Genomic DNA, 23093 nt, shown 5'->3' with positions numbered 1-23093 from the left:
CGCTTCGGGCAATGGCTAAAGAAGCCACGGATTAAACTGATTCAGATTCTTCGCTTGATTTCTGAATCCGTGAAATCCGTTTCAACCCGATAATCCGTGGTTTCAAAACGCGGTTCTGTTCTATCGCCGCATTCATCCCGGACGATGTTGTCACTTCCTGCCGAAAGTGGCGAAGAGCGAGCTGAGATCCGCCGGTGCGGCGCGGTCCGCGGTGAGGATGGCCGCCTTCTGGAGGGAGACGATGTCGGAGATGCCCTTGCGGGACAGTTCCAGCATGGCGCTCATTTCCTCGCCGGTGAAGGTGGCTTCCTCTCCGCTGCCCTGCACTTCGACGAACTCGGCGGTTTCCGTCATCACGACGTTGAAATCGACGGAAGCGTCCTTGTCCTCCACGTAGTCCAGGTCCAGCACCGGGGTGCCCTGATAGACGCCGGCGGACACCGCGGCGACGAGCTTCTTCATCGGAAAATCGCGGATCTTGCCCGCCGCGAGCAACTTGTTGAAGGCGATGGCCGCAGCCACGCAGCCACCGGTGATGGAGGCGGTGCGCGTGCCACCATCCGCCTGCAGCACGTCACAGTCGATCCACACCGTGCGCTGGCCGATCTTCTTCAGGTCGATCACCGAGCGGAGCGCGCGGCCGATGAGGCGCTGGATCTCCATGGAGCGGCCGTCGATCTTGCCACGGGTGGCGTCACGCTGTTTCCGCTCCAGGGTGGAGTACGGCAGCATGGAATACTCCGCCGTCAGCCACCCGCCCTCCACCCGCTGGGCGCGCATCCAGCGCGGCACGTCATCCTCGATGGTGGCGGAGCAAATGACACGGGTCTCCCCGAAGGACACGAGGACGGAACCCGTCGCGTTCGGAGCGACGTTCGGGAAAAAGGAAATCGGGCGGAGTTGGTCGGGCTGGCGGCCGTCTGGACGGGTCATGCGGGAGTGAAGGCTATACGCCGCCGGAGGTGCAACCCTGAACGCGGAAAACGGGTGGCGGCAACGGTGCGTATCGCACGGAATCTTTGAAATTCCCGGTTTGCCATTTCGGCGGATGCCGTTAGTCTCCGCCCTTCCCCGTCACCCGGGGCCTTGTCATGAAGAACCTGTTGTCCATCGAAGAACTCACCGCCGCTGACATCAACGCGCTGCTGGACAGCGCCGCCGTGCTCAAACGCGAGCGCGGCAGCCACGCCGCGCAGCCGCTCTCCGGACAGACCTGGGCGCTCATCTTCGCCAAGTCCTCCACCCGGACCCGCGTCTCCTTCGAGGTGGGCATCCGCGAGCTGGGGGGATTCCCCATGTTCCTTTCCAAGAATGACATCCAGCTCGGCCGCGGGGAGCCGATCAAGGACACCGCCCGCGTGCTGGGCCGGATGGTCCACGGCGCGGTCATCCGGACCTACGCCCAGCAGGATGTGGTGGATTTCGCCGACTACTCCGGCCTCCCAACCATCAACGCCCTCACGGATGACGAGCATCCCTGCCAGATCCTGGCGGACCTGCTGACCATCCGCGAGAAGCTCGGCGGCTGGGAGGGCAAGAAGGTCGCCTTCATCGGCGATGGCTTTTCCAACATGACCATCTCCTGGATGTGGGCTGCGAAACACCTCGGCTTCCAGCTCGCGGTGGGGTCCCCGTCCGCCTGCCTGCCTCCGGACTCTTTCCTCGCGAAACTCGCCGCGCCGAACGTCACAGTTACTACGGATCCCGTAGCCGCCGCGAAGGGCGCACACGTCATCAACACGGACGTCTGGCTTTCCATGGGCCAGGAGGACCAGAAGGAGAAGGAAGCGCAGTTCGCCGGATTCGAGGTGAACGCCTCCATGCTTTTCGAGGCCGCTCCCGGCCACATCGTGCTGCACTGCCTGCCCGCCTACCGCGGCAAGGAGATCAGCGCGGAGGTGTTGGAACTGCACGCGGACACCATCTTCCAGCAGGCGGAGAACCGCCTGCACGCCCAGAAGGCGGTGTTGGTGGAGCTGGCGCGCCCGGCCTGAAGGGAAATATCCTGACATTTCCGCGACAGCGGGGTAGTGCTGGAGGATGAATCTCCGGCACTACCTGTTGATCCTCATCGCCCTGGGTGTGGGGTTTCTCGCAGGGCGGAAGACCGCTCCCTCCGCGGAAACGTCTTCCGCCGGAGTTTCTGCGGACGGCGACCACCGCTCGGAAAGGTCGCGCGCAGCCACGCTTTCCTCCCATGAGGATGGCGGCGCGCCGACGCGGCCCAACCGCCCGCGTCCGAGGGAAGACAAGAAGCTCGCTGGCAATGGCCCTGAAGTCGCACTGCCGCTGGAACTCCTTACGAAAGATCTGCGCGAGCGGCAGCTTTCGCACATGAATTTCAGCTACCTCGACACGAACATCGATGGGCCGTTGAAATTGCTCGGCGCGAATGACGATGAGCGGCAGCAGGTAAAGGCGGTCCTCTCCGGCATGAAGGAGGAAATTTATGCGGCGGAGAAGCAGCACCTCAAGGTCCTGAAATCCGACACCACCGTCGTGTTGCTGGACGCCACCGGTATGAAAGCCGCACTCCCTGCCATCATGGAGGCGACACAGACCCGCATTCGCGACGCCACACCACAGCGGCTGGGGGAGGCCATCAACGCCAGCATCAACTGGGACGGCCTCTATGATATGACCGGAAAATTCGAGCCGGTGAAACTGCAGATCGTCAAAGGTCCCGGCGGAGCCATCATCGCCCAGTACCGCTTCAACGGCGGCGGGACGGGGTTCCATCTGAACGAGGAGGACATCCCGCCGGACGGCAGCCTGATCCAGGCGGACCGTCATTTCGAAAGCCGCTGGGCACCCTTCCTGAAGGGGGTGATGCTGGAGCCGGTGGATCCCACGGATTGAGGCCGGATGCGGGTCCGGCCACAGCGGAATCGCATCACTGGGACCGCGGAATTCATTCCGCTTGGCTTCGCTGGCTGGATTCTCCGGGGCGGAATAAATTGCCTCCGGCCATCCGGCCAGGCTTCGCCAGCAAGCGAAGCTCGTTATCACTCGCGCTGGATTCCGCGGTCCCAGTGTGGCCCTCACACCGGCTTGAACTCCGCCTCATGCGTCACGGTTCCCGCCAGGTCCCGCATGGTGAGCTTCAGCGCGGCGGCATCCGCCATGCCCTCGATCCACCGCGCGCGTTCCAACTGCGGACCACCGCTGACGAGCTGGGCGTAGGGAAATTTCTCCGTCGCGGGGAGATACTGGGCGTTGTGGGTATGGCCGGAGATGATGGCCTGCACCTTCCACTCCACCAGCAGGTCATGCCAGGCGTCGCGGCTGCGCTTGCTGTAGTGGTCGAATCCTCCGTTGGCGTAGTCCACCGCTTCCGGCTCGTCGATCCAGCGCAACGGGATGTGGCAGAAGACGACACGGTACTTCGCATCCCGGAAGCCATCCGAGCGGATGACCTTCTCCAGCCACGCGGTCTGCACTTTCCGCAGTTCATCGAAGGCGACCCTGCCATGGAAGCTGGGATGTCCGTCCGGCTTGTCCTCGCCGGTATGGAGGCAGATGACCGCCACCGGCCCACTACGGAACGCGCAGTAGGGACGGTCATCCGTCATCCCGATCATCTGCGGGACGCGGAAGCCGAATTTCCCCCGCACGTCATGGTTTCCCGGGACGAGGATCATCGGCCGCGCCTTCGTGATGTCCCGTCCTGCGGGGTGCAGCAGCGTGGGGATCAGGATCTCCTCCGTCTTCCAGTCGTTGCAGGTGTCCCCGTTCCAGATGAGGAAGTCCGCGGGCGGGGTCGCATCATCCAGTTTTGTGATCGTCTCGTTGCGCTCATGCGTGTCATTCCAGACGACGAAGCGCGTGGACGCGGCTCCGGCATCCAGCGTGCGGAATTTCTTCCAGTCCGTTGCCTCTTTCCGCGCATCTTCGGCGGACTCGACCACCGCCCTGACCTCATACTCCCGGCCCGGTTTCAGACCGGTGAGGTTGATCCGGAAAATCTCCGGCGACTGCGGCACGAATCCCGCCCCGGTCATGGCGGCCCTGCCATTCTCCCCGCCAGCTTCCCGCCACTCCAGCCATCCCCGGCAAAGCCCTGTGACCGCCCAGACGCCGAACACCCCGTCCTCCCGCGGGGCCATCAGATTGAGCGGCGTCCGGATCAGCGGCCCTGCTGCCGGAGACGCCGCTTCCTGCCCACGTGACAGCGCCACACCCGTCCCGGCCATCCCGCCCAGCGACTTCACGAGGAATCCCCTTCTCTTCATCCACACACTACACCCGCCACCGTCCGGCCATATCAAGGAAATCCCCGTCTCCTTTCCGGTGCTTGTGCCCTCCTTTGCCGTTCCCTTGTTTTCCAGAACCTGCTATTTTTCCGGCACCGCATGATCCAGCGCCGCAAGCCCCAGTACCCGGTCTCCCCACCGCTCCGGCAGTATCTCTACCATTTCGACCGCCAGCGTGAGATCCCCGCGGTGTATGACGAGCTGCGCCGCTTTTCCGGAGCTATGCCCTACGAAGACCCCAGCGGCCGGGAAACGCTCTGGCTCACCGTCATGTATCCGCCGGAAGTATTCGCCGAGCTGCGCCCGCGCCTCACCGCGATCTACACCGAACTGAAACTGGGCCGCGACCATGAACAGCACGAACACCTGCTGGTGGACCGCATCGACTACGGCAACTTCGGCAACTCGAAGCCGTTCCGCATCCGCATCACCAACCTGTTCAACGACAACTCCGACTACTTCTACGTGAAGCAGACGGACGCCTCCCGCATCTACGGCCTGGAGCTGGAGCACATCCTTTCGCCCAACCGCATCAACTACCTCATCAGCGGCAACACGCTCATCGAAGAACACATCGCCGGAGTCCCCGGGGATGCCTTCCTGCGCGAGCACCTCGACCGCCCCGGCCTGAACAAGGTCCGGATCGCGAAGGAATTCACCAAGTTCACCGAGCGTTCCTTCATCCGCCTGCTGGGGGACATGCGCAGCGTGAACTACGTCGTGGATATCACCCCGGACTTCGAGGAGGTGCAGTACCGTGTCCGTGCGATCGACTTCGACCAGCAGTCCTACGAGGGCAACGGGCACATCTACCTGGCCTACCGCTTCACCTCGAACCGGAAGATCACGCGCCTCGCCTTCGAGGTACTGAACCGCAAGTCCATCGACCAATACGCGGCGGAGGAACACGCCCAGATGGCCCGCCGGGCGAAGGTGGAAAGCAGCCGCCTGCGCGCCCTGCTGGGCATCATGCGGCGCGAGGACATCGCCCCCATCGAGCACGTCCACACGCTCGCCCGGGACCTGGACAAGATGCACGGCACCTCCGGCTTCGGCGACCTCCAGTCCATGGGAGAGCTGACGGCGATGCACGTTTCACTGATGCTGGGGATTTAGGAAGAGATGCTGGGTTCATGTCTCAGGATGCGGGATGGGAGAGTCCGCCATCCTGTATCTTGCATCCTGTGACCTGCATCCCCATCCTCCCCCCATGAACCGCCTTTTCCTGCTCGATGGCATGGCCCTGATCTACCGGGCCCACTTCGCGCTGATCCAGACCCCCATCCGCAATTCCAAAGGCGTCAACACCTCCGCGCTCTACGGATTCCTCAACACGCTGCTGGCCATCCTGGAAAAGGAAGCGCCCACCCACATCGGAGTCGCCTTCGACACCTCCGCCCCCACTCCGCGCCACACGCTGTTCCCCGCCTACAAGGCGCAGCGTGACGAGATGCCGGAGGAGCTGGCCGCCGCCATTCCCCATGTGAAGAATCTCTGCCGCGCCTTCCACATCCCCGTGCTGGAGCTGGACGGCTACGAGGCGGACGACATCATCGGCACTCTGGTCACCCGCGCTGAGGCGGAAGGCGGCATCGAGTCCTACATGGTCACGCCGGACAAGGACTTCGCCCAACTCCTCTCCCCTCACACCTGGATCTGGAAGCCGGGCCGCAAGGGCTCCGACCACGAGGTCATCGGCCTGCCGCAGCTCCCGGAGATCTGGGGCGTGGCGGAGGCCGCCCAGATCATCGACCTGCTGGGCCTGATGGGGGACGCGGTGGACAATATCCCGGGCATCCCCGGCATCGGCCCGAAGACGGCGGTGAAACTCATCTCCGAGTTCGGCTCCGTGGAAAACATCCTCGCCAACACCGCGAAGCTGAAGGGCAAGCAGAAGGAATCCATCGAGGCGAACGCCGACAAGGCCACACTGTCCAAGAACCTCGCCACCATTATCCGCGACGTGCCCATCGAGGTCACCTGGGACGACCTCATCCTCTCCCAACGGGATGACGAGGCGCTGAAGAACCTCTTCAACGAGTTCGAGTTCCGCACCTTCACCAAGCGCCTGTTCGGGGACGCGGGCGCAGCCGCCCCGGCACCGGCCAAAGGTGGCAAGGAAGCCGCGGCGGAGCCGACGCTTTTCGAAACTTTCCGCACCATCCGTGACACGGAACACACCTACCACCTGGCGGAGACACCGGAGCAGCAGGCGGAACTTTTCACCCTGCTGGGACAACAGCCGGAGTTCTGTTTCGACGTGGAAACCACTTCCCTCAACCGCTTCGAAGCACGGCTGCTCGGCATCGCGTTTTCATGGAAGGCGCACGAGGCATGGTACCTCCCCTACTCCGACCCGCTCTTCACGGATCTGAAGACGGTGCTTTCCTCACCCGCGAAAAAGATCGGCCACAACCTGAAGTACGACCTCTCCATCCTCACCCGCATGGGCCTCGCGGTGGGCGGAGAGATCTTCGACACCATGCTGGCGGACACGCTGGTCTCGCCGGAGCGCAGGCACTCCATGGACTATCTGTCGGAAACGCTGCTGGGCTACACCCCGGTGAAGCTGGCCGATCTGGCGGCACCGGCATCCCCCGCCCCGGAACCGGCGACGCTCGACCTCTTCTCCCATGCCGAGAAGAGCAAGGCGTCGAAGGAACTGGATGTCGCCGCCATCCCGGTGGAGATCCTCGCCGAATATGCGGCGGAGGACGCGGATGTGACGTGGCAACTCTACCAAAAGATCGCGCCGCTGCTTTCGGAGTCCGGCCAGGAAAAGGTGCTCACTGGCATCGAGGCTCCGCTGCTGCCGGTGCTGGTGCGGATGGAAATGGAAGGCATCGAGGTGAACCCCGCCTCGCTGTCGGTGATCGGGGATGAACTCCAGCAACAGATCGACCAACTGGCGAAGTCCATCCACGCCCATGCGGACAGGTCGTTCAACATCGCTTCGCCGAAGCAGCTCGGGGAGATCCTCTTCGACCAGCTCAACCTCATCGAGAAGGCGAAGAAGACGAAGACCGGCCAATACAAGACGGACGAGGCGACGCTGGCCTCGCTGGAAGGGAAGCACCCCATCATCTCCGACATCCTTTCCTGGCGGGAGGCGACCAAGCTGAAGTCCACCTACCTGGACGCGCTGCCGAACCACATCATGCCTTCCACCGGCCGCATCCACACCAGTTTCCACCAGCTCCTCGCCGCCACCGGACGGCTCGCTTCGTCCGATCCCAACCTGCAGAACATCCCCGTCCGTTCCGAGGCGGGACGCAAGATCCGCAAGGCCTTCGTCCCCCGTGCCTCGGGCGGCTTCACCCTCCTTTCCTGCGACTACTCGCAGATCGAGCTGCGAGTGATGGCGGCGCTTGCGAATGACGCGACGATGATCGAGGCGTTCCGCAACCACATCGACATCCACACCGTCACCGCCGCGAAGGTCTTCGTGGTGGATCAGGAAAACGTGACGTCCGACATGCGGCGCACGGCGAAGATGGTGAACTTCGGCATCATCTACGGCATCTCCGCCTTTGGTCTCAGCCAGCGGCTGGGCATCGCCCGCGGCGAGGCGTCCGCCATCATCGAGGCATATTTCCGCGAGTATCCGGCGATCAAGGAATTCATGGACCGCACCATCAATGAGGCCAGGGAGAACGGCTATGTCGAGACGCTCGGCGGTCGCAGGCGTTACTTCCCCGACCTGAACTCCGGCAACCAGAGCCTGCGCGGCAACGCGGAGCGCGCGGCGATCAACTCCCCCATCCAGGGAACCGCCGCGGACATGATCAAGCTCGCCATGATCCGCGTGGACGCCCTGCTGCGTGAGTCCTCCGCCCGCACGAAGATGCTGCTGCAGGTGCATGACGAACTCGTCTTCGACCTCGCGGAGGAAGAGAAGGAGGAGCTGGTTCCGAAGATCCTCGACGCGATGCGCACCGCCCTGCCACTGCCGCATGACGTGCCCGTCGAGGTGGAATACGGCACCGGCGCGAACTGGCTGGTTGCGCATTGATCCACCATCCATCCCGTCCGATGTTCCGGATGCCATGAGCGCGACACCCAAGAAGACCCTGACCGCCGCCGGACGCCGCGATCTCCTCGCCATCCTGGAAAACCGCTTCGCGGAGAACCACGGACGGCACGCAGGCATCCAGTGGCAGGACGTGGTGGAGAAGCTGGAAAAGTCCGGCGCGAAGCTGTGGTCGCTCCAGCGGATGGAAGAAACGGGCGGCGAGCCGGACGTCATCGGCCATGATCCGGAGACCGGCGAATTCCTTTTCGCGGACTGCTCCGCACAGAGTCCGAAGGAACGAATGAGCCTCTGCTACGACCGCGAGGCACTGGAGTCCCGGAAGGAACACAGGCCCGCGAACAGCGCCATGGACCTCGCGGCGGAGATGGGCGTATCCCTCCTGACGGAAGAGGAATACCGCCACCTGCAGCAGCTCAGTGAGTTCGACACGAAAACTTCGAGCTGGCTGAAGACCCCGGATGATGTCCGCAAGCTGGGTGGCGCGCTGTTCGGTGACCGCCGTTTCGGGCGGACATTCATCTACCACAACGGTGCGCAGTCCTACTACAACGGCCGCGGCTTCCGGGGCATCCTGCGGATCTGAATCTGTACCTACTACCCATCCGGGTAGTTTGCATCCGTGCCGATCCGGCCGATTTTCACGGCGTTTTCCCATGCCTGCAGCGTCTTCCCTGTTTTCCCGGATCTTCCTCGGCCTGCTGGCCGGTGCCTTCGCCCTTTCGCCGATGCTGTCCGGTGCGGTGGAACCGACGCGGATCGTCGCAACCGGCGGGCGTATCGCTTACACCTTCTACACGCCAGCCGCCGCCAACACGTCCTTCTGGCAGAGGACGCCCCACAAGCTCGGCGGGCCGGTCGCCGAAATGCAGGTCGGCTTCATGGACTGGATGTATCCGACCAGCGGAGCCGAAACACCGAACGTCGCCAATGATGTCACCATCAGCCAGGCCTGGCTGGAGCGGGCATCGACGGGACAGGTCGTCCCACTCCTTTTCAACGGGCTGCGCACGCTGGTGCTGCCGATGAACTCCACCACGCCTTACTGGCTGTCCGATCCCATCCCATCGGCCTCATGGACCGGACCGCCGCCTGCAAAGGACGAGGTGTTTTGGCTGCATGTGAAAGGCTCCATCCCATCCGGTGGCAAGACTCCCGTGGGAACCCCCGCCAACTTCACCGGAGCGAAATGCATCTTCTATCCCCCGGCGAACGACACCCACAACCCGGACATGGCGGGGGCCGTCCCCGCCATCACCGGCCAAGCCGCCCGCTCCCAAGGGCTGCCGCTCATTTTCCTGGGCCGTTTCACCGGACCCGGCCACCTGTCCGTCATCGGTGTGGGCGACAGCATCCTCGACGGGACCGGCGACCAGGCGAATCCCGCGCCGGTCATCTCCGGCTATGGCTTCTTCAACCGCGCCGCGCTGGACTCCTCCGGAGGCAACACGATCGCCGTGTTCAACCTGACCCGCCATGGCCAGACCGCCTACTCATGGATCACCCCATCGCGGCAGACCCGCCAGCGTCCGTTCCTGAAGTTCGCCAACGTGATGGTGGAGGAATACGGCACGAACGACCTGGGCCAAGGCGGGACGGGCAACCCCACGGAAATGCTCGCGAGGGTCGAAGGCATCTGGTCCGCCGCACGGGCGGAGGGTATCCAGAAAATTGTCAGAACCTTGCTGATGCCACGGACGGACTCGACGAACGAGTGGTCCGATCTCGCAGGGCAGACACCGAAGCCCGGCTGGGGAGCCGGAGGGAAACGGGATGACTTCAACGACGGCCTCGTTGCCGCCGGACAGGCCGGAAAGTTCGACCTCCTGCTCGATACGCTGGATGTGCTGGCGGACTCCGCCGACCGCAACCGCTGGCGGACGAACGGATCACCCAACTATACGGCTGCGGACGACGCCCACGTGAGCCGGAGCGGCAACGAGCTGCTGGCACCCCACCTCCGCAACGCCCTGCTTTCCCTCACCGTGGACCGCAGCGACTATGCCTCATGGGCCGGAGACGTCGATTGGCGGGAACAGGACCCCACCCCCGGCGGTGACGCGGATGGGGACGGGGTGGAAAACATCATCTCCTACGCGCTGGACGTTCCGCCGGTCGGATCCGCTGCCGTGGGGGCACTCCCGACCGGCACCCTGGACACCACCACCGCCGGTGGTCCGTGGCATGTCTTCACCTTCAGGGAGAATCTGGAAGCCAGAGACATCACCGTGGCTGCGGAAAGCAGCCCGGACCTCGCGACATGGACGCCCGTCACCCCGGATGGAACCACCGCCATCCTGGAAACCATCTCCGCGAATGTGGATGGCGACGGCACCGCCGCCCTCCGCCGCATCCGCCTGAAGCAGGATCCGGAGAACCCGCACCGCTTCATGCGGCTGAGGGTGGAGCATTGATTCCCGCGTCGGGCATCCACTCCGCCCTTGGATTCGAACCAAGCCGGAGTGGTTTGACGGCCCGTCCCGCAGCCGGGATCAGAGGTTCCCCTTCTTCATCTCGCTGACCGCATGGTCCACCGCGCGGGCGGTGAGGGCCATGTAGGTGAGGGATGGATTCTGGCAACTGGCGGAGGTCATGGCCGCGCCGTCCGTGCAGAAGACATTCGGCGCACCCCAGACCTGGTTGAACTTGTTGAGGACGGAGGTCTTCGGCGAACCACCCATGCGGGCGGTGCCCATCTCATGGATGCCCAGACCGATGGACGGCGCGTTGTTGTAGCTGTTGATGTGCTTCGCGCCCATCGCCTCCAGCATCTCCTCCGCGTCCTTCCGCATGTCGAGGCGCATGTTGATCTCGTTCTCCTTGAACTCCGCGTTGGCGACGACGAGGGGCAGGCCCCACTTGTCCTTCTTGTCCGGGTGCAGGGAGATGCGGTTGTCCTCGTACGGCAGGCATTCGCCGAAGCCGCCCATGTTGATGGACCACGGCCCCCATGACAGGAGCTGCTTCTTGAAATCCTCGCCGAAGCCGTCGATGCCGCGCGTCCAGCCGGAACGCATGCCGCCCCCCTGGTAGCCGAAGCCGCGGATGTAGTTCTGGTTCGCTTTTTCCGAATGGTTGCGGAAGCGCGGGATGTAGAAACCGTTCGGGCGGCGGCCGTACTGCACCTTGTCGAGGTGGCCCTCCACCACGCCGCTGGCCCCCACCCCGAGGTGGTGGTCCATGAGGTATCCGCCGAGCGAGCCGGAGTCATCCATCCCGTTCGGATAACGGGAGGACTTCGAGTTCATGAGGATGGCCGTGGAGGCCACCGCGGAGGCGTTCAGGAAGATGATCTTCGCGAAATACTCCGTGGTCTCCATGGTCAGTTCATCGATGAGGCGGACGCCGACGGCCTTGTTCGTCTTGTCGTCGAAGATGATGGAGTGAACGATGGAGTGCGGGCGGAAGGTCATGTTCCCCGTCGCGGCGGCGGCTGGCAGCGTGGCGGCCTGGCTGCTGAAATACGCGCCGAACGGACAGCCACGGCTGCACAGGTTACGGTACATGCACTGCGCACGGCCGAGCGCGGTCTGCTCCGGCGTGGGCGCGGTGAGGTGGGCGACACGGCCCGGCACCACCTTGCGGCCCGGCCACCTTTTCTCGACCGCCGCCTTCAGGTCCAGCTCGGCGGGCGTGAGGGCCATCGGCGGTTGGAACACGCCGTCGGGCAGGATGTCGAGGCCTTCCATCGAGCCGCTGATGCCCGCGAACCTCTCCACGTGGTCATACCACGGCGCGAGTTCCTCATAGGTGATGGGCCATGGGATCGCGATGCCGTCACGCTCGTTCGCCTCAAGGTCGATCTTGGAGAGCCGGTAGCTCTGCTTGCCCCACATGATGGACCGGCCGCCGGTGTGGTAGCCGCGCATCCAGTCGAAGCGCTTCTCCTCGATGTAGGGATGGTCGATGTCATCCACGAACATCTTGTTCGTCGCGGGCTTGATGGTGTAGCCGGTGCGGTTCTGCTTTTCCTGGCGGGCCAGCATGTCGCGCGGGGTCTTGTTCTGGTAGGACAGCTCCCACGGGGCGCTGTTGGTCGTGTCATAGCCGACGATGTGCTTGAGATCATAGCCGCGCTCCAGCACCAGCGTTTTCAGGCCTTTCTGGCAGAGTTCCTTCGCCGCCCAGCCACCTGAGATTCCGGAGCCGACGACGATGGCGTCATAGGTGTGCTCCGCCTTGCCTTTGGCATTCACATTCATGGGTTCGTTTCGGGGAAAGGGTTCAGACGTAGACCTTCTGGCCGGGTTTCAGTTCGGACGCGGGTTCCCATCTGCCGGGAACCAGGATCCACTCGAGCGCCTGGGTGCCGCCCACTTCGGAATTCACGTAGGTGAACTTCACCAGATCCTTGAACTGGCGGATGAAGACCTTGGTGGTCCCCGCTTTCTTCGACTCCTGCTCCATCGCGGTCAGCAGGCCGACGCGCTCCGCCACCGTGAGCTGGGAGCAGGGTTTCGAAAACTGGTCGGCGGAGCGTTTCTCCACATCGGCCAGGCCGTCGGTGATGATCTTCTGGTCACCCACCTCCAGGCAATCCTGGACGATGAGTTCCAGCCACTGCGGCACGCCGGCGTCGATCGCGCCGGGTGTGTCCGTCTTCGGGATGGTGGTTTCCGAAAGGACGGCCACCAGCGCGCGCTGCTCCGGGGTGAAGAGCTTCAGCTTCGACGCATCGAGCGGCTCGCCGAATTTCGCGAAGGCACTCTCCGGGAGAGTGACGGAGGCGCCGAAGGTCAGCGCCATCATTTTGAGGATTTCCCTGCGTTCCATGGGTTGATTGGGATCGTCCAAGCACTACCCCTCCCGCCATCCGCACGCAAGGACCACGATTGTAAAAGCGCGGCCAGGAGGAGGACACGAAAAAGGCCCGTGACCCTCCACGGATCACGGACCTGATTGAAACAGGGTTCCCTGCGGGGATCACTTCTTGGCGGGCGGGGTCCAGTGCAGGACCTGGCCGTCGGCCTCGAGGCGCGCCTTCAGCTTCTCATAGGAGACCTTCTGGACGGAGACTCCTTCCTTCTGGGAGTGCACGGCGGCGGTCGCCGCGCTCTGGCCCAGGATCATGAACACCGGCTCCATCCGGATGCTGCCGTAGGAGATGTGGCTGGAGCTGACGCAGACCGGCACCAGCAGGTTCTGCACGCTCTTCTCCGGCGGCACGATGGATCCGTAGTCGATCTCGTAGGCACGGCCCACGCCGACCTGGATGTCGCCCTCGTTGCGGGCGTGGCCGTTCTCATCCACGAAGCGGCGGATGTTGTGGGAGTCCATCTGGTAGGAACCCATGCCGATGGACTTCGGCGTAGGCAGCGTGCCCTTCAGGTGATTCTCCGTGATGACGAAGTCGGAGACCATCCGGCGGGCGACGCGGATGTAGAGCTGGTGCGGCCAGTTGTTGTTGTCCTTGAACTCGTCCTTCGCCAGGCCCCAGGTGTTCATCTTGTCCTGGATGTCCTTCGGCACGCGCGGGTCGTGGCAGAGGAACCAGTAGAAGCCTTTCTGGTATTCCTCATGCTCCTTGATGATCTCGCGGCGGCGCTCATAGGAAGCCTCCGGGTAGTCGTGGTTGTAGCCGATGTTGTCGGAGGAAAACGCACCGTGGTTGTTGGTGTCCGTCTTGTGGTTCTGGATGCCGTCGAACTTGCGGAACACTTCCTTCCAGCCTGCCTGGAGATAACGGGCCAGCAGCTCATACTGCATCGGGTCGTATTTCTCCGGCTTCGGGAACGGCACGCGGTTCGGCTCATGGTTCGTCATGCACATTCGGAAGCAGTAGGCCTGGACACCCTTGTCCGCCGCGCCTTCCACACCGGCACCCGCATCCTCGATCCGGGGAACGAGGCCGGACGACTTGTCGCCGGGCTTGATGTAGGGATCAACCGGGAAGTCGAACTGATGCTTGTCCGTCTTGACCGGCTGGTTGCCGTTGAGCGTCTCGTTGTACTGGGCTGACGATTCGCGGCCGACGATGTAGGGCACCTTCGCGGCGGCCATCAGGTCGCCTTCGTAGGTGGTGTCGATGAAGGTCTTCCCGCTGTAGGTTTTGCCGTCGAGGGTCTTGATCGTCGTGATCTTCCCGTTCTCGATGGTGACGCCGTTCTCACGGTCCAGCCAGGCGTCGCGCACCACCTTCAGGTTGTGCTCCTTCACCCAGCCTTCGAAGACGTTCTCCGCGGCATGCGGCTCGAAGATCCACGCGGTACGGTTGGCGCCGTCGATGGCCACGTGGCCCTGGCCCTTGTTGCCGTACTCCTCGCGCTTCTGCCATTTCCAGGCCTCCGGCTTGTCGTAGTGCTGGTAGATCTTCTGGTAGAACTCGCGGGAAACGCCGCCGATGGTTTCCTTCCGGCCGCTGTCCGTGAAGCCGAGGCCCCCGGAGGAAAGGCCGCCCAGATGCTTGTCCGGGGAAACGACGATGACGGAGGCTCCCATCTTCTTCGCCTGGACGGCGGCGGCGATGGAGGCGGACGTGCCGCCGTAGATGATGATGTCCGCGGACTCCTGCGCGTGCAGCGCGCCGGTGGCCAGGAACAAGGGGACAAGGTATCGGTTCAATGGTGTCATAGAGGGTTTTGGTTCAGATCTTCCAGTCGCCGCGGTAGTTCGTGTGCAGCCAGGCAACGTCACCGGTACCATCGGCGAAGGTGTTCTCCGCAGGGTTCCATTTGAAGTTCTTGCCGTGGTAGTATCCGAAATTGAGGAGGTGGCAAGCGATCACCGAACTCGCGCCGATGCCCTCGTGGGCGATGGGCTGCGTGCGGGTGCGCATGGCGGCGGTGAAGTCCGCATAGTGGTCCTTGCTGTTGGTGAGACGGACCTTCGCGTCCTTGAGATACTCGTTCTCCAGCAGGTCCAGCGACGGTGCGAGGCCGGGCTGGTCCGCCTTGTCCCAATGCTTCGCGATGGTCTTGCCATCCTTGATGACCTCGATCTTCCCACGATGCACATGGATCTCGCCGTCCGATCCGAAGAAAGATGCACCCTTGCCGGCGGCGACGTGGGTCAGCTCGCAGCCATCCTCGTAGCGGAGCTTCGCCCCTGCCTTCGCGGTGGCGAAATCCGGCGGCGCGATGACCTCCACCGGGCCGCTCTCGTCGCGGCCCAGCGCCCACTGCGCGATGTCCACGTGGTGCGCGCCCCAGTCAGTGACAAAGCCGCCGCCATACTCGCGGTAGAGGCGCCACATCGGGAAATGGTCGTGCAGCCCGCGCGGCGCGAGGATCGAGTTGTAGGGCCGCATCGGCGCAGGTCCGAGCCACAGGTCCCAGTCGAGGCCCGGCTCCGCCGCTTCCTCCGGCAGGTCGCACGGCACGCCGGGAACACCGAAGGCCGTCTCCACCCGCGTGACCTTGCCGATCACCCCGTTCCTCACCAGCTCGGAGGCGACGCGGAACTCGCGCATCGACCGCTGCATGGAGCCGGTCTGGAACACGCGCTTGTTGTCCCTTACCGCCTTCACCACCGCCACCGCCTCGCGGACGGTCTGCGTGAGCGGTTTCTCGCACATCACATCCTTGCCCGCCTGCACTGCTGCGACGGAGATGATGGCGTGCCAGTGATCCGGCGTGGCGATCACCACGGCGTCGATGTCCTTGCGGTCGAGCAGCTCGCGGAAATCCTTGTGCGCCGTGCAGCCCTTCCAGGCGGTGTTCTGGTTCTTGCCGTAAAAGTCCTCCACCTTCTTCTTCGCGGCCTCGCGCCGGTTGGTGTCCACATCGCACACGGCGACCACCACCACATCCGGCAGGCCCATGAACTTGCCCATCAGGCCCTTTGCCTGCTTGCCGGTGCCGATGAAACCCACGGCGATCTTGCCGTTCGGCGAGTTCTGCGCCCGCAGGCCGGACGGGAGGATGAACGGCGCGAGCGATGCGCCCATGGCGGTGCCGAGGAAGCGGCGGCGGCTGGTGGAAAATATCTCGGGTTTCATGGATGGAGGTGGGTTTGGTGGTTTCTCCGGCATTTCGGCCAAAGTCGCACCTATACGCGGTCGTTGCTCCGATCTTTACGAAAATAAGACAGCGGAATCTTCCCCATCCATCCATAACCCTTCGGGTAGTTGTTGGAAAATCTGACTGATCCTATCTTCCGGCACCTATGAAAAACCTGCCCCTCGGCGTTCTGCGGGTATTCGCGTTGGCCGCCTTCCTCCCTGCATCCGCCAGCGCCGCGATCGTCGCGCACTACACGTTCACCAACGGCAGCTTCGCCTCCACGGCGTTTGCGGGCTACTCCGCGACCACCATCACCGAGACCGGCTTCACCAGCGTGAACACGTCGACGAATGTGCCGGGCAACGGGGCCGCGCGCGCCATCACCCTGGACCAGATCGGCACCACCTTCGGTCCGGACTACTATGAGTTCACCGTGAACACCAATCCCACGGGCGGCACCCTCAGCTTGGGCCAGCTCAGGTTCGCTTACAACGCCAGCGGCGGAGGTACCGGCGTCCCGTCCAGCTACCAGGTCCACTACAACGACCTGTCCGGGACCGCCGGTTTCCAGAACATTTATACTTCCGCCGTCACCCAGGGCACCACCGACCTGACCGCGCTGGTCGACCTTTCCGGCGCCGCCTTCCAGAATCTCACCTCCGGCATCACCTTCCGGATCTATGTGGCCGACACCGGCAACGACAACAACGGCGTCAGCGTCCGCATCGACGACATCATCGTGGACACCGTCCCCGAGCCCGGTGCCGCCCTGCTCGGCCTCGCAAGTCTCGGCGGGTTCCTTGTGCGCCGCCGGCGCTGAGGGATCGGTCATGAGCCCGTCCAATGCAGCAGGGCCCGCCCCCCGGAGGGACCTGCGTTGGGCGGGCAAGCCGGGCGGCTCCCCCGGCCCCGGGATTTTCCCTAGGCAGAAAAGCTTTCCGTGCTAGCGTCACGACCATGCTGCATCGAATCGTCATTCCCGCATTTGTCATGGCCGCCACCGCCTACGCCGCCGACATCACCAAGATCCCGTTCAACGACGCGTCCGGCAAAGCCACTTCCCTCGACGCCTACAAGGGCAAGGTCGTGCTCATCGTCAACGTCGCCTCGAAGTGCGGCAACACCCCACAGTATGAAGGCCTGGAGGCGACCTACCAGAAATACAAGGACCAGGGCTTCGAGATCCTCGCCTTCCCCTGCAACGACTTCGGCGGCCAGGAGCCGGGCACCATCGAGGAGATCCAGAAGTTCTGCTCCACGAAATACTCCGTGACCTTCCCGCTGATGGAAAAGGTCAGCGTCAAGGGTGAGGACCGGCACAAGCTCTACGAGGAACTCACCGGTGAGAAGGGCGCCTTCCCCGGTGATGTGAAATGGAACTTCGGCAAATTCCTCATCGGCCGCAACGGCAAGCCCATCGCCCGCTTCGAGCCGAAGACGCTCGTCACCGGCCCGGAAGCGACCGAGGCGATCGAGAAGGCACTGAAGAAGAAGTCCTGATCGTTTCTTGTTTCCTCTGATCCGATTTCATAGATACCGGGAAACCATGAAGGTCTCCCGGTATCTTTTTTTATCAGCGCTGCTATTCCTCGCCACCGGGAGACTTGTTGCGGAAATTTCCGCGGTCCCGCATCCCGCCGCGCCCATCGATGCGAAGCGGACCGTCGTCTGGTCACCACTGTTCCAAGCGACGTGGGACCAGATCAAGACGGAGACAGGCCCCCTGCTCACCGTCTCTCCGGAGAATGAGATGATCTCGCGGCTGGAGGGGTTCAAATGGAACGCCGCCGCCACGATGCCCGACGGGTCATGGAAGACATGGAGTGGCCCGGCCACCTCAGAATTCCTTGCGACGGTCAACCGGGAGGCTGCCGCTCTGGCAGGTGATCCGGAAGGGCCGTTCAAGATCGATGACAATCCTCCTCCCGGCAGGTTGATGGCGTTCGGCCTCCTCGATCATGAGGTGGAGTTCTTCCGTGAACTGGCCCGCGCCAAATCCATCCCGCTGAAATTCCAAGCGGGAGGACAGGAAACCGAGGTCTGCTTCTTCGGTGCCAGGGACGGACACTCCGCCATCCGCGTCCTGTCGTGGCAACCGGCGGAACGATCCCATGCGGTCCAGATCCGGTGCAAGGATGCTGACGATTCCGTCATCCTCTATCTACCTCCCGCCGCCTCCGACTTTGACACGGCGAGCATGAGGATCAGGTCATTGCTGGAGCGCAAAGGAGCCGACATACCGGAATCCGAAGTGATCCAGTATCTCTACAAAGGGGACCAGATCCGCATCCCCTACCTGACCCTGGAGTCCAAGGCGGAGTTCAGCGGCCAGCTCGGAGGCCTCATCGACTTCGAGCGGATGAAAGCGATGACCGTCGTCCAGGCGAGCCAGCTCACCCGCTTCAAGCTCCATGAAAAAGGAGCGAGGGTCCGGTCCGAAACCACCATCGCAATGGACCCATTCGGAGGCCCTCCGGAACCCAAGCCACCAAGGGCCTTCATCTACGACCGGCCGTTTTTCGTGTTCATGTGGAAAAAGGATGCCGCATGGCCCTACTTCGGCGCATGGATCGGGGACAGCTCCGCGATGGAGAAATGGACCGGCCCGGCGAAGGATTGATTCCGGCCTTGATCCGGAGCGCCGCGCGGTGCTCTTAGGACGACTGATGCGGCTCAAGATCCTCGCCCTGCTTTTCTCCGCCCTTCCGCTGGCCTCCATCCAGTCGATGGCCGCCCCATGGACCGGGACCATCCCGGAAAATTTCGGCGTCCAGCTCAAGGGACCGGACATGAACGTCGGGACACTGGATCAGGTGCAGGCACTGGGTCTGAAGTGGGTCCGCCGCGGCTGCATCTGGGAGGGCGTGGAGAAGGAAAAGGGCGTTTATGATTTCTCCCGCTACGAGGCTTTCGTGAAGCTCTGCCAGGAACGGGGGCTGAAGGTCATCACCCCCATCACCTTCAACAACAAGCTCTACGGCCACGTGAAGGATGAGCCGGGCCGCACCGCCTATGCGAAGTATGCGGCGGCGCTGGCATCCCACTTCAGGGGGCAGGGCATCCACTTCGAGATCTGGAATGAGCCGAACACGAAAACCTTCTGGGGCGGCCATGGCAAGAAGGGCAACTCCGAGGCCTACGCCATCGAATACACCAATCTGGTGAAGGCGACGATCCCCGCCATGCGGGCGGCGGATCCGGACTGCGTGATCCTCGCGGGTTCCGTTTCCAACATGTGGACGGAATCCTACAAGTGGATGGAGTTCTGCTTTGCCCACGGGATGCTGGATGCCGGCTTCGACGTCTGGTCCGTCCATCCCTACGGCCTGAAATCCCCGGAGGACTACATCGAGGCTTACGCCCACATGCGCGGGCAGATGGTCGCGGCGGGCGGCAAGCCTGACATCCGCCTGATGAACTCCGAGCGCGGCTTTCCCATCGGCAAGGCGGAGGGCCATGCAGGCGGCGACGCCGCGATGGCCTACGATTACCAGGCCTGGCATCTCGTCCGCCAGTACCTCATCGACATGCTGGAGGGAGCGGAGGCCACCATCTGGTACGAATGGTCCGGCAAGGAAGGCTTCGCCCTCCACCGTGACGGCGAACCGACGCCCGCCCTCAACGCGTGCAAGGAACTCATCCGCCAGCTCCGCGGCTATCGGCTGGAGAAGCGGATCCCCACGGAGCAACCGCGTGATTTCATCCTGAGCTTCACGGATGGCAAGGGAGGGGTGAAGCTGGTGGCCTGGACCGCACCACCCGCCATGCAGTCCCCGGACAAGATCACCCCGCATGAAGTCCTGATCCCCGTCGGAAAGAAGGGAGCCGTCACCGTCCACGATCTCTTCGGAAAGGAAAGCAAGGTGGAGGCCGGGGACACCGGTCTTCCGCTGCGCCTCACCGGTGCCCCGCAGTATATCACCACCGGCGGGTAGGGAAACCGATTCGCAACGGAAAACGCGTGCATCGCCCGTCCCTTCATGAAAGCTCCGGCGCGTGAACGGACGCGCGGTGCAACTGGATGGCCTGAGGGCGGTGGCGATGATCGTCATCGCCTGGGACCACTGGACGCACGACCTGCTGCCGCGGATCTTTCCCGCGGAGATCTTCCTGTTCCTCTTCCTCGTTCTTACCGGCTTCCTCATCACCGGCTCCCTGCTGCGGGAGCGGGAGCGCGGGGAGGCCTCCGGCGGGAGTTGGAAGTGGCGATCGATGAAGGTCTATCAGATCCGCCGCGGCCTGCGGATCCTCGCCCCGTACTACGCCGCGCTCTTTTTCGCGTGGATCGTCCGCGCGCCGGATGTCTGGCCCGGCCTGCCGTGGTACGTTTTCCATGTCTCGAACATCCGCATGGCGCTGGCCGGGATGTGGCCTTCCGGCAGCGCCCACTTCTGGTCACTGGCGATGCAGCAGCAGTTCTACCTGCTGTGGCCGTTCGTCATCTGGTTCCTGCCGAAGCGGCTGATCCTTCCCGCCGTGATCCTCATCACCGCCATCGCCCCCATCACGCGGTGGTTCGAGCCGCAGCTCAGCGCCTACATCGCCTGGCCGGACAAGTTGCTGTGGGCGGCCTTCGACTACTTCGGACTCGGCGCGCTGCTGGCCATCGCCGTTTCCAAGGGGATGACGATGGAAAGCCGTCCGCTCAGGATCGCAGGCGTGCTGTCGCTGTTCGCCTATCTCTACCTCTTCATCGGCCACGACATGGGCTGGCCCACCTTCAGCCTGCGCGTCGTCCAGCAGACCTTCCTCTCCGTCTTCCTCTGCTCCCTGGTCGCCACCGCCATCGTCGGCTTCGGCGGCTGGCCGAAGAGGCTCCTGGAACAGCCCACCCTGCTGAAGATCGGCGCGCTTTCCTACGGGATCTACCTCTACCACAACCTCGCCCCGCTCGCGGCGGGCAAGATCCTGCCCTTCCTCTGGTTGAGCGACCACTTCGACAACGCCATCGGCACCTCGCTGAAGATCCTATCCTACGCCGTCATCACCTGGTTGCTCACGCTCGCGTCGTGGAAATGGATCGAAAAACCGCTGCAGGAAGTACGCGCGAAAATCCGGCCGGATCAGCGCAAAGGTGTTTGAAATCATTGGCTTCCAACGAAATCCGGAAGCCGTAAATGTTTGAGTTTTGGTATGAATCGAGCAACATCCCGCCCGGCAGACGCCTGATTCCAGCCACCCACCCACGCCATGCCCCAGTCCTTTCTCCCCAAGCCCTTCGCGCACAACTACGAGATCGCCCCCGAGTATGCGAAGAGCGCCGTCTATTTTTCTTCCGAGTTCGCGATCGACCAAAGCTTCAAGATCTACTCCGGGGGCCTCGGCTTCCTCGCCGGTTCCCACATGCGCGCTGCCGCGGGCCTGAAGCAGAACCTCGCCGGCATCGGCATCCTCTGGACCTACGGTTACTACAACCAGGTCCGCGGTGAGGACAACGAACTGGCCGTCCAGTTCCGGAAGAACTCCTACGCCTTCCTCCAGGACACCGGCATCCGCTTCACCGTCCCGGTCCACGGCCATGCGGTGTGGGTGAAGGCCCTCTACCTGCCCGGTGACATCTTCAACACCGTGCCCATGTTCTTCCTCAGCACGGACATCGAGGAAAACGACTACCTTTCCCGTGCGATCACGCACCGCCTCTACGACAACGACCCTCTGCGCCGGATCGCCCAGTACATCATCCTCGGCGCGGGCGGCGCACGCCTGCTGGATGAACTCGGCGTGGATCCGGAAGTCTGGCACCTGAATGAGGCACACGGCCTCTCCGCCGCATTCCATGTCTATGACAAGTTCCGCAAGGTGGACGAGGTGAAGAAGCGCTTCATCTTCACCACCCACACCCCGGAGGAAGCGGGCAACGAGAAGCACGACTTCAACCTGCTGCGCGACTTCTCCTTCTTCGGCTCCATCACCGGCGACGAGGCGCGGAAGATCACCGGCATCGAGGGGGATGTCTTCAACCACTCGCTCGCCGCGCTGCGCCTGAGCCACAAGGCGAACGGCGTCTCGAAGCTGCACGGCGAGGTCTCCCGCCAGATGTGGAAGGACTACCCGGATATCTGCGGGATCGACCACGTGACCAACGCCCAGAACAAGAAATACTGGGCGGACCACGGACTGGAGGCCGCCCGCAACAACGGCGACACGGAATGCCTCAGCAACCGCAAACGCGAGCTGAAGGAGCGCCTTTTCCGCACTGTCGCGGACCAGACGGGCAAGATCTTCAAGCCGGACGTGCTGACCATCGTCTGGGCCCGCCGCTTCGCCGGCTACAAACGCCCGGACCTGATCACCCGCGACATCCGCCTTTTCCGCGAGATGCTCAACCACCCGCAGTATCCCGTGCAGGTGATCTGGGCCGGCAAGCCGTATCCCTTCGACTACAGCGCGATCAATACCTTCAACCACCTGATCAACCTGACGAAGGACTACCCGAACGCGACGGTCCTCACCGGCTACGAGCTGGATCTTTCCCGCCAGTTGAAGACGGGCTCCGACGTCTGGCTGAACAACCCCGTCGTCACCCGTGAGGCGTCCGGCACCTCCGGCATGACCGCCGCCATGAACGGCTCCGTCAACTTCTCCACCTACGACGGCTGGGTCTGCGAGTTCGCCAAGGACGGCGTGAACTCCTTCATCATCCCGCCCGCAGATCCGCACCTGTCCCCGGAGGACCGGGACCGCTATGACATGATGGGCTTCTACGAAGGCCTCACCCAGAAGATCCTGCCGCTCTACTACGGCAACCCTGAAGGGTGGAACCAGCTCGTGCTGAAGTCCATGAACGATGTGGTGCCGTTCTTCGACGCCGACCGCATGGGGGACGAGTATTACAAGAAGATGTACGCCTGACTCTTTTCTCCGAAACCC

The 23093-nt window shown here is 63.3% G+C and carries 18 protein-coding genes; 12 read left to right on the top strand and 6 right to left on the bottom strand.

All coding sequences use genetic code 11. From position 1 onward, the window contains the following. Positions 1–150: 150 nt before the first annotated feature. Complete coding sequence (gene rph, locus OVA24_RS01665) at positions 151–933, bottom strand: ribonuclease PH (protein ID WP_267672846.1); 783 nt, start codon at positions 931–933, stop codon at positions 151–153. Between the two features lie 158 nt (positions 934–1091). Between rph and argF the strand changes: the two genes are divergently transcribed. Both argF and OVA24_RS01655 read left to right on the top strand, forming a co-directional pair. Then, the gene (argF, locus tag OVA24_RS01660) at positions 1092–1994 is read left to right on the top strand and encodes an ornithine carbamoyltransferase (RefSeq protein ID WP_267672845.1); all 903 of its coding nucleotides are present in this window, start codon (positions 1092–1094) and stop codon (positions 1992–1994) included. Positions 1995–2040: 46 nt separating this feature from the next. After that, positions 2041–2859 carry a hypothetical protein gene (locus OVA24_RS01655; protein WP_267672843.1) on the top strand — a complete coding sequence of 273 codons (819 nt, stop codon included), beginning with the start codon at positions 2041–2043 and terminating at the stop codon, positions 2857–2859. 182 nt (positions 2860–3041) lie between these two features. Here OVA24_RS01655 and OVA24_RS01650 read toward each other — a convergent pair whose 3' ends face one another. Next, entirely contained in the window at positions 3042–4232 is a 1191-nt protein-coding gene (locus tag OVA24_RS01650) for a metallophosphoesterase family protein (protein WP_267672841.1), read from the bottom strand. Between the two features lie 120 nt (positions 4233–4352). Between OVA24_RS01650 and OVA24_RS01645 the strand changes: the two genes are divergently transcribed. The 4 genes from OVA24_RS01645 (at position 4353) to OVA24_RS01630 (ending at position 10697) form a co-directional block, all read left to right on the top strand. Further along, positions 4353–5369, top strand: coding sequence for a hypothetical protein (locus tag OVA24_RS01645; RefSeq protein ID WP_267672840.1), 1017 nt, complete (start codon positions 4353–4355; stop codon positions 5367–5369). A 94-nt stretch (positions 5370–5463) separates the two neighbouring features. Continuing rightward, positions 5464–8265, top strand: a complete 2802-nt coding sequence (gene polA / locus OVA24_RS01640) for a DNA polymerase I (protein WP_267672838.1) — start codon at positions 5464–5466, stop codon at positions 8263–8265. A gap of 34 nt (positions 8266–8299) precedes the next feature. Further along, positions 8300–8869 carry a DUF4256 domain-containing protein gene (locus tag OVA24_RS01635; protein ID WP_267672837.1) on the top strand — a complete coding sequence of 190 codons (570 nt, stop codon included), beginning with the start codon at positions 8300–8302 and terminating at the stop codon, positions 8867–8869. Positions 8870–8939: 70 nt separating this feature from the next. Continuing rightward, positions 8940–10697, top strand: coding sequence for an SGNH/GDSL hydrolase family protein (locus OVA24_RS01630; protein WP_267672835.1), 1758 nt, complete (start codon positions 8940–8942; stop codon positions 10695–10697). A gap of 78 nt (positions 10698–10775) precedes the next feature. On the opposite strand, the gene OVA24_RS01625 is transcribed toward OVA24_RS01630, so the two are convergent. From OVA24_RS01625 to OVA24_RS01610, 4 genes are all read right to left on the bottom strand, one after another. Further along, on the bottom strand, positions 10776–12485 hold the full coding sequence (locus OVA24_RS01625) for a GMC oxidoreductase (protein WP_267672833.1): 1710 nt from the start codon (positions 12483–12485) through the stop codon (positions 10776–10778). A gap of 22 nt (positions 12486–12507) precedes the next feature. Continuing rightward, positions 12508–13056 carry a gluconate 2-dehydrogenase subunit 3 family protein gene (locus OVA24_RS01620; RefSeq protein ID WP_267672832.1) on the bottom strand — a complete coding sequence of 183 codons (549 nt, stop codon included), beginning with the start codon at positions 13054–13056 and terminating at the stop codon, positions 12508–12510. 150 nt (positions 13057–13206) lie between these two features. Beyond that, positions 13207–14853: an FAD-dependent oxidoreductase gene (locus OVA24_RS01615; RefSeq protein ID WP_267672830.1), complete on the bottom strand. Its 1647-nt coding sequence runs from the start codon at positions 14851–14853 to the stop codon at positions 13207–13209. A gap of 13 nt (positions 14854–14866) precedes the next feature. Next, on the bottom strand, positions 14867–16219 hold the full coding sequence (locus OVA24_RS01610) for a Gfo/Idh/MocA family protein (protein WP_267672827.1): 1353 nt from the start codon (positions 16217–16219) through the stop codon (positions 14867–14869). Positions 16220–16386: 167 nt separating this feature from the next. Between OVA24_RS01610 and OVA24_RS01605 the strand changes: the two genes are divergently transcribed. From OVA24_RS01605 to glgP, 6 genes are all read left to right on the top strand, one after another. Then, positions 16387–17043 (top strand): hypothetical protein, encoded by a 657-nt coding sequence (locus tag OVA24_RS01605; RefSeq protein WP_267672826.1) that lies wholly within the window; start codon positions 16387–16389, stop codon positions 17041–17043. A 137-nt stretch (positions 17044–17180) separates the two neighbouring features. Beyond that, entirely contained in the window at positions 17181–17723 is a 543-nt protein-coding gene (locus tag OVA24_RS01600) for a glutathione peroxidase (protein ID WP_345783391.1), read from the top strand. A 46-nt stretch (positions 17724–17769) separates the two neighbouring features. After that, on the top strand, positions 17770–18843 hold the full coding sequence (locus tag OVA24_RS01595) for a hypothetical protein (RefSeq protein WP_267672823.1): 1074 nt from the start codon (positions 17770–17772) through the stop codon (positions 18841–18843). A gap of 46 nt (positions 18844–18889) precedes the next feature. After that, on the top strand, positions 18890–20158 hold the full coding sequence (locus OVA24_RS01590) for a cellulase family glycosylhydrolase (protein WP_267672822.1): 1269 nt from the start codon (positions 18890–18892) through the stop codon (positions 20156–20158). Between the two features lie 61 nt (positions 20159–20219). Beyond that, on the top strand, positions 20220–21305 hold the full coding sequence (locus OVA24_RS01585) for an acyltransferase family protein (protein WP_267672820.1): 1086 nt from the start codon (positions 20220–20222) through the stop codon (positions 21303–21305). Between the two features lie 108 nt (positions 21306–21413). Then, positions 21414–23075 (top strand): alpha-glucan family phosphorylase, encoded by a 1662-nt coding sequence (gene glgP / locus OVA24_RS01580; RefSeq protein ID WP_267672818.1) that lies wholly within the window; start codon positions 21414–21416, stop codon positions 23073–23075. Positions 23076–23093 lie beyond the last annotated feature (18 nt).

Origin of the sequence: Luteolibacter sp. SL250, assembly GCF_026625605.1 — a bacterium.
GTDB lineage: Bacteria > Verrucomicrobiota > Verrucomicrobiia > Verrucomicrobiales > Akkermansiaceae > Luteolibacter.
The sequence above is the reverse complement of the archived record's forward strand: the minus strand, read 5'-3'. Positions and strand labels throughout refer to the sequence as shown.

Bases quoted from the DNA above. Each gene is read 5' to 3' on its own strand.
- rph (WP_267672846.1), bottom strand. From the start codon at position 933: ATGACCCGTCCAGACGGCCGCCAGCCCGACCAACTCCGCCCGATTTCC.
- argF (WP_267672845.1), top strand. From the start codon at position 1,092: ATGAAGAACCTGTTGTCCATCGAAGAACTCACCGCCGCTGACATCAAC.
- OVA24_RS01655 (WP_267672843.1), top strand. From the start codon at position 2,041: ATGAATCTCCGGCACTACCTGTTGATCCTCATCGCCCTGGGTGTGGGG.
- OVA24_RS01650 (WP_267672841.1), bottom strand. From the start codon at position 4,232: ATGAAGAGAAGGGGATTCCTCGTGAAGTCGCTGGGCGGGATGGCCGGG.
- OVA24_RS01645 (WP_267672840.1), top strand. From the start codon at position 4,353: ATGATCCAGCGCCGCAAGCCCCAGTACCCGGTCTCCCCACCGCTCCGG.
- polA (WP_267672838.1), top strand. From the start codon at position 5,464: ATGAACCGCCTTTTCCTGCTCGATGGCATGGCCCTGATCTACCGGGCC.
- OVA24_RS01635 (WP_267672837.1), top strand. From the start codon at position 8,300: ATGAGCGCGACACCCAAGAAGACCCTGACCGCCGCCGGACGCCGCGAT.
- OVA24_RS01630 (WP_267672835.1), top strand. From the start codon at position 8,940: ATGCCTGCAGCGTCTTCCCTGTTTTCCCGGATCTTCCTCGGCCTGCTG.
- OVA24_RS01625 (WP_267672833.1), bottom strand. From the start codon at position 12,485: ATGAATGTGAATGCCAAAGGCAAGGCGGAGCACACCTATGACGCCATC.
- OVA24_RS01620 (WP_267672832.1), bottom strand. From the start codon at position 13,056: ATGGAACGCAGGGAAATCCTCAAAATGATGGCGCTGACCTTCGGCGCC.
- OVA24_RS01615 (WP_267672830.1), bottom strand. From the start codon at position 14,853: ATGACACCATTGAACCGATACCTTGTCCCCTTGTTCCTGGCCACCGGC.
- OVA24_RS01610 (WP_267672827.1), bottom strand. From the start codon at position 16,219: ATGAAACCCGAGATATTTTCCACCAGCCGCCGCCGCTTCCTCGGCACC.
- OVA24_RS01605 (WP_267672826.1), top strand. From the start codon at position 16,387: ATGAAAAACCTGCCCCTCGGCGTTCTGCGGGTATTCGCGTTGGCCGCC.
- OVA24_RS01600 (WP_345783391.1), top strand. From the start codon at position 17,181: ATGCTGCATCGAATCGTCATTCCCGCATTTGTCATGGCCGCCACCGCC.
- OVA24_RS01595 (WP_267672823.1), top strand. From the start codon at position 17,770: ATGAAGGTCTCCCGGTATCTTTTTTTATCAGCGCTGCTATTCCTCGCC.
- OVA24_RS01590 (WP_267672822.1), top strand. From the start codon at position 18,890: ATGCGGCTCAAGATCCTCGCCCTGCTTTTCTCCGCCCTTCCGCTGGCC.
- glgP (WP_267672818.1), top strand. From the start codon at position 21,414: ATGCCCCAGTCCTTTCTCCCCAAGCCCTTCGCGCACAACTACGAGATC.